The 5,839-nt window shown below is 37.9% G+C and carries 5 protein-coding genes; all 5 read right to left on the bottom strand.

The genetic code is table 11. From position 1 onward, the window contains the following. On the bottom strand, positions 1-2,029 hold a 2,029-nt coding region (locus F6K37_RS30625; protein ID WP_287254280.1), incomplete at its 3' end, for a DEAD/DEAH box helicase. Between the two features lie 363 nt (positions 2,030-2,392). After that, entirely contained in the window at positions 2,393-2,731 is a 339-nt protein-coding gene (locus F6K37_RS30620) for a DUF5615 family PIN-like protein (protein WP_287254278.1), read from the bottom strand. Beyond that, positions 2,728-2,952, bottom strand: coding sequence for a DUF433 domain-containing protein (locus tag F6K37_RS30615; protein WP_287254276.1), 225 nt, complete (start codon positions 2,950-2,952; stop codon positions 2,728-2,730). Before F6K37_RS30615 ends, F6K37_RS30620 begins: the two co-directional genes overlap by 4 nt. Positions 2,953-3,055: 103 nt before the next feature. Further along, the gene (locus tag F6K37_RS30610) at positions 3,056-4,483 is read right to left on the bottom strand and encodes a DNA cytosine methyltransferase (protein WP_287254275.1); all 1,428 of its coding nucleotides are present in this window, start codon (positions 4,481-4,483) and stop codon (positions 3,056-3,058) included. A gap of 83 nt (positions 4,484-4,566) precedes the next feature. Further along, positions 4,567-5,469, bottom strand: a complete 903-nt coding sequence (locus tag F6K37_RS30605; protein ID WP_287254273.1) for an alpha/beta fold hydrolase — start codon at positions 5,467-5,469, stop codon at positions 4,567-4,569. Between the last annotated feature and the right edge of the window lie 370 nt (positions 5,470-5,839).

Raw genomic sequence — 5,839 nt, 5'->3', positions numbered from 1 at the left:
GGTTATCTGTTATAGAAGTTAATTCTATCATCATCTGTTCGTAGTTGCCATGAGAAGAAACCCAATCTTTAATTCTTCTAAGCCTATTCTCATTTATGAAGTTTAATTTTTTATAGATTATTCCTTTTTGAGGTTTAAGAAGCTGCTTATTACACTTGAATGCACTCCCTTGAATTTTAATTGAATCACTCTTGCTTATCCTATATTTATAGCGGGCTAAAGTTTGCAGATACCATCCTCTTTCCTCCGAGTCCTTACCATAATATTTGTCGATAATTTTTTGGATATAGTAAATTGCGTTTTCCGGGTCATTTATTAACAATTTTTCTTCCGCTTTTCTTTCTAACTCTAAGACATCTGCAATGCTAATATTAGAGCCGTCGTTATCTTCGATTGAATCCATCTTTTCTTTATAAAATTCTTTCCATCCTTCATTTCTTGTCAAGCATTGATTTACTAATTTGCGAACACTTATGAAAGGATCTTCGCCTTCTATAATATCGTCTTCTATTGAGTATTTTACAATCTCAAACCCGATCTCTATCTGCTTTCTAGTTTGATCAGAAAAATATTTCTTATAAGAATCATTTTTAACAAATTTTACTAAGTCATCTCCAATTATAAGGATGACACTGTAATCTTTCTCTCCTCTAACACTCCTGCCCAATCCTTGTTCTATTTTTTGTGCAATCTTGATACTAATTATCTCACTGCTATAACGGCAATATTCTTCATATCTTTCAGTTAATGATTCAGCAAATGGACAGGAATCAAGAATAAGGATTCGGCAGGCATCATCAGGTAGATCTACCCCATCGTACCTGTTAACAATTACAATACCCTGGTTAGTGTTGCCTGACTTTAACTGATTAACTTCTTCAAAGATACTTTTGCTATCAACAACTGTATAATTCAATTTTTCATATAACTTAGCTTTCTTAAAGCTGGAGGTAATAAATACTATACCCGCCGGTTTTAACTTAGGAGCAAGTTCAGCAAACTTGTGGATGATCGAATCCCTGTCTAATTCCTCATGTATCATAGAAGGAATTAGAATCATTTTTTCCCCTGACCATTTTTCATTCTTGGCAGTCAAAGGTTTCTTGACTGCCGATGCACTTAAACCTAGAACTTTAATAAAAGATGAATCATTTTGTGAGGTAGCCGACATAAAAAGTCTGTGCTCAGCCTTACTAAAAGTCCCAAAGTCATCAATTGGATTTATAAAAGTTGAAATTTCGAGTTCTTGTCCACTAAAGAAACACTGGCAGTTCTCAATATTATCTTTGATTACTGGCCAAGTAAACATAATTTCATAATAATCACGGTACTCTGATATAATTTCTAAAACTTCCGATTTTTTGTTTTGCCAGCTCCAATAAGGAACTGGCAAAAAGGTATGATAATAACCATCCTTGATTTCTAGAAAACTTCCCTCTCCTTGCTCCTTTAAATCATTTTCAAATAACTGAATTAATTTTTGATATAAATCATGATCTTGATCTACTTTAATCTTAAAAGATTCACTAATAGAGTCTATACAGGCATGAGAATCATCTAATACAATAGTATTTACTTTTGTACATTTTCCGCCAAATCCAAATATAGACTTACCATTGAATACTTTTTGAACATGAGTGATTAATATATGTTCTGAATTAACAAATTCGTCTGGAAGTGAATTATCTTTGCCGATAACAGAGTATCCTATCCCAAATCTTTCGGCCTGCTGGCAAGTCTGTTGCACCAGATATTTATTAGGGCAAACATATAAACATGGCCCTTTTTTTTCATTAAGTCTTGACTGAAGTATTAGTAGGCCAATAAGAGTTTTACCCTGTCCTGTATGGAGCTTTAAGATAATATCTTTCTCTTCTCTACGATTTGCCCACCATTCTTCTAAAACTTCTTTTTGAATAGGACGTAAAGGACCTGTCTCACTCCTTCTGTCAAGAGAGTCATAAATCTCAATAGGATTGACTTTTTTCTCGATCGATTTTAAACCTAGTTTCTTCTTGAAGTCAATCATGCTCGTTAGCCCTCAAAAAAATACATTAATATATAATGATATCAATATTTTTTATAGATGTCATTTCTTAAATTATATCTCATGGTAATCTGCATCGTTAAGAAATGAGTAAAAAAAAGGTTAAGAATTTCTCACTGCTAAGGGCAGTAGAATAAAATCTAGCTGTATCTAGCTAAATCAGGCTAACAATGGGATATTTAGAGAAAAATTCTAGCAAATGAGGATTACTTCAAGCGATCGCCCTAATGTTGAAACGAGTATTGTTTGTTGAGATAACGGTAAAAATAAGCGGACGGGTAAATTTTGCTAATCAACAGATTACCCATACTCGATCTCGGTTCAGAGATTTCTTACCTTGCGCTGCTAGTCTCCGCTAATTTCAACTAATGTTTCACCAGACCGTAGAAGCTCTAGTGCTTCTGGTAAAGTAGCACTCAAAATTTCTCGCAACCGATCATTTGAGGTGTTACCACAGGTCAACCAGATAATTTGAGGTGGTGAGCCAAGGCGATCGACTAGATCGACAAAATCACTGTCTTTAGTCATGAAGATAACGCTTTGAGCCTTTGCTGCCTCAAAAATCTCAGGATCTTCAGCATCTCTCAAACCAATATCCCGTAAAGCTAATGCTGTCACTCCAAAAGTATTGCTAATCCAAGTTGCAATCCCAGGCGACAAATTTGCGTCTACCCAAATTGTCATGGAACTAGCACCGGATGATTAAGCTTACGTGAGGCATATAGAAGTGCTGCCTGCAAATCATTTGCTTCTAAATCAGGCATTTCTGCTAAGATTTGCTCAGCAGTAAGTCCAGCCGCAAACAAATCCAGTATATCGGATACTCTAATTCTCATACCTCGAATGCAAGGGCGACCACCGCACTGTCTTGGATTAATGGTAATTCTTTTCAGCAAATCGGACATATCGCTTTACTCCAGAATGAATTTTAATCTCGCTATATAGCATTTATTATAGCTATCATAAACACTATATTTTCGTAAGCATTCAGCAGTCAGTGGTCAGTGGTCAGTGGTCAGCCATCAGCTTATTTTCTTCAAAAGCTGAGAGCTGTTCGCGTAGCGTGCGCGTAGCGCTTAAGCTGAGAGCTGAATGCTGACGTTGATGGGTTTTATTTTCCATCAGGCTATTAAGCAAAATTTCTGTATTTTTTAACGCTGGGCTCATAGCCCCTGCCTTTGTCAGCAAAAAGCCAAGCATGCGACCTTGATTTTCTTGATCCCCCTCGAAGCCATAATTATCACGGATATGTTCAGCAAATATACGAGCCAAAATTGGTGGAATTGCATTGCCTATTTGCTGGATTTTCTGAGAGGCATTCCCACAAAATACAAAATCATCTGGAAAGGTTTGAATTCGTGCTGCCTCTCTTATCGTTAAAGGTCTGTTTTCCACTGGGTGTATTAACTCTCTGGTGGCAGCGCCAGTGATGGTTAAGCTCGGCTCATTTCCAATCAGTCTTTTAAGTCCCGATGGCGCTCCACCCCGCTTTTCTGTGGGCATTCCATCAGCAACGCGCCTATTTGCTCTCTTCTTAAATGACTCATGCTGTAGTTCCTCTGGCAAATCCTTCATGGTTTGACCTGGCTTTAAGGCAGTAATTCTTTTTAGCTGGATGCCGTTAATACTTGGGTAGTAATGGTCGGATATTTGTGTTGCATTTCCACGAAGAAGAGAATCAAAATCATCTTGAGGAGGCGAGGTTAAAGGTTTTAGTAGAGTGTCCTTATCTTTTGTTGCTGGTGGCAAACTGTTTATTGCGTGAGAAATAGTAAGATCAGAGTTACGGAATAGTTGACCGGAGACTTTAACTTTTGGTGCTGGCATTCTAAAGTCATGCCCCAACCTATTCCCGATGATTATCACTCGTTTTCGTCTTTGTGGTATACCGTATTCTTGAGAATAAATTTTCTCAATTCTAATCCAATAACCCAGTTCAATGAACGCCTTAGCGGCTTCGTATACATATTTTCCTTTCTTGGAGGTAAGTAGCCCTTCAACATTCTCCATAATAAACCATTTTGGCTTCAAAATAGTTAGTGCTTTAACGTATTGTTTAAGCAAATTATTTCTTGGATCATCCCAGAACCTTGAACCCGCTGTGGAGAAGCCTTGACATGGAGGTCCCCCTATCAATATGTCGAGTTCTCCTGGTTTCATTACTATTTCAGAAAGAACCTGCCTAAAATCTAGGTTATCGATATCCTCATTGCTACATAACGACTCGGGAAAATTTATTCTATATGTTTCAACTGCCGCCCGATCTTTATCATTCGCATAAACAATTGAATATCCAGCTTGTTTAAACCCAAGAGAACATCCACCTGCACCGCAAAATAGACTAATAGCCGTGTGTTTCATTAATTGATAAACTTCCAAACTCGTCCTAAGACTATAAGCGTCCGCTAAATAGCTCAATAAAATTTTATTTACCATTAGGTACAAAGGGATCCCCCTAAATCCCCCTTAAAAAGGGGGACTTTGAGCTTGATAAGTGTACCTCACAACTGAAATAAACGCTAAATAAAATCCTCAATCACTGCTGTTACCGCTTCATGATACTCTTCAGAAATACCTAAAGTTCCAGCCAATCGAACGGTTTGCACCTGTTCTAACTCCGCCATCGCTATCATTTCGGCTTTTGATTTAGGTGGCGCATTTTCCGCTAATATCATTAATAAGGGCATCGGCACAGAATCTAAAAGCTGCAAAAATTCCTCCCGATTAGCCACAGGATCGATTGCGCCAGTAACAAACGCAGCAGGGGCATATCTACCGCCATCTTTGGAAGTGATTTGATGTTTTTGGGCGATAAATTCGGGAGTTAGTTTGGTTTCATCCACATAGACATGGCGTTTATACATCAAGCGCAGAAAAGAAGGGGTAGTGTTGAGATAGTATAGACTCTGACCTAACCAGGGCGATCGCACTAGGTTTTTTACTCCGTTTCTCACTCCATCGGGTAAACCCATTGCTCTTAACGGTCCTTTCCAAGTGGGAGCCACTAAAATTAGTTTAGAAATACTATCTGGATTATATTGGGCAAATTTTAAAGCGTATCCTGAAGCATGACCGGCAGCAATTACGATAATTGAGTTATTATTAAAAACAGATTTAATAAAATCTGCTAATAACTGGTGAAATAATACGGGATTGTAATCCACAGTCGGGCATTGAGACTCGCCAAATCCCAACCAATCTAGAACGGTAACGTGATAGTTGGTAGCGAGTAGATTGGCAATACCTTTCATTTCTGTGCGACTAGAAACCGTACTAAAAGCAGGAAGTAACAGTACGGGGTTTCCTGCGCCGATGGTTTCGTAGACCACTCGATATTGTTTGTCTTGCCAATTCCAGTGGTAGAAATTTTTGGTACCGCCAATACCAGAGTTAATCTGAGTGGGATTAGTTGCTGTAGTCATAGTGATAGTTAATATAGGGTTTGTATTTGAGTTTTGAACATAGGATTGATGGGAAAAGGGAACAGGGAACAGCGGATCTGGGAACAGGGAAAAAATCCTGTTTACCTGATTACGCTAGAAATCCCTATACAGGGTGATCAAAAAACTTGGGCATGAAAACCAAGTTGAACAAGAAGCTTTGAGTCAATAAGACAATAACCACTGCTGTTGTGGCAACTGCTACAGTTTTTATTTAATATTTTGTCAAATTAAGTAACTTTTTTAAGTAAAATTTAACGTAATCAAACTTAACAGTAGCTTGTAGGGTGGGCAAAAAGAGTTTGGTGGTTTTGATTAGTCACGAAATGATGACTTTGCCCACCCTACTCTA

The sequence above is a fragment of the Moorena sp. SIO4E2 genome (assembly GCF_010671945.1).
GTDB classification, from domain to species: domain Bacteria; phylum Cyanobacteriota; class Cyanobacteriia; order Cyanobacteriales; family Coleofasciculaceae; genus Moorena; species Moorena producens.
The sequence above is the reverse complement of the archived record's forward strand: the minus strand, read 5'-3'. Positions and strand labels throughout refer to the sequence as shown.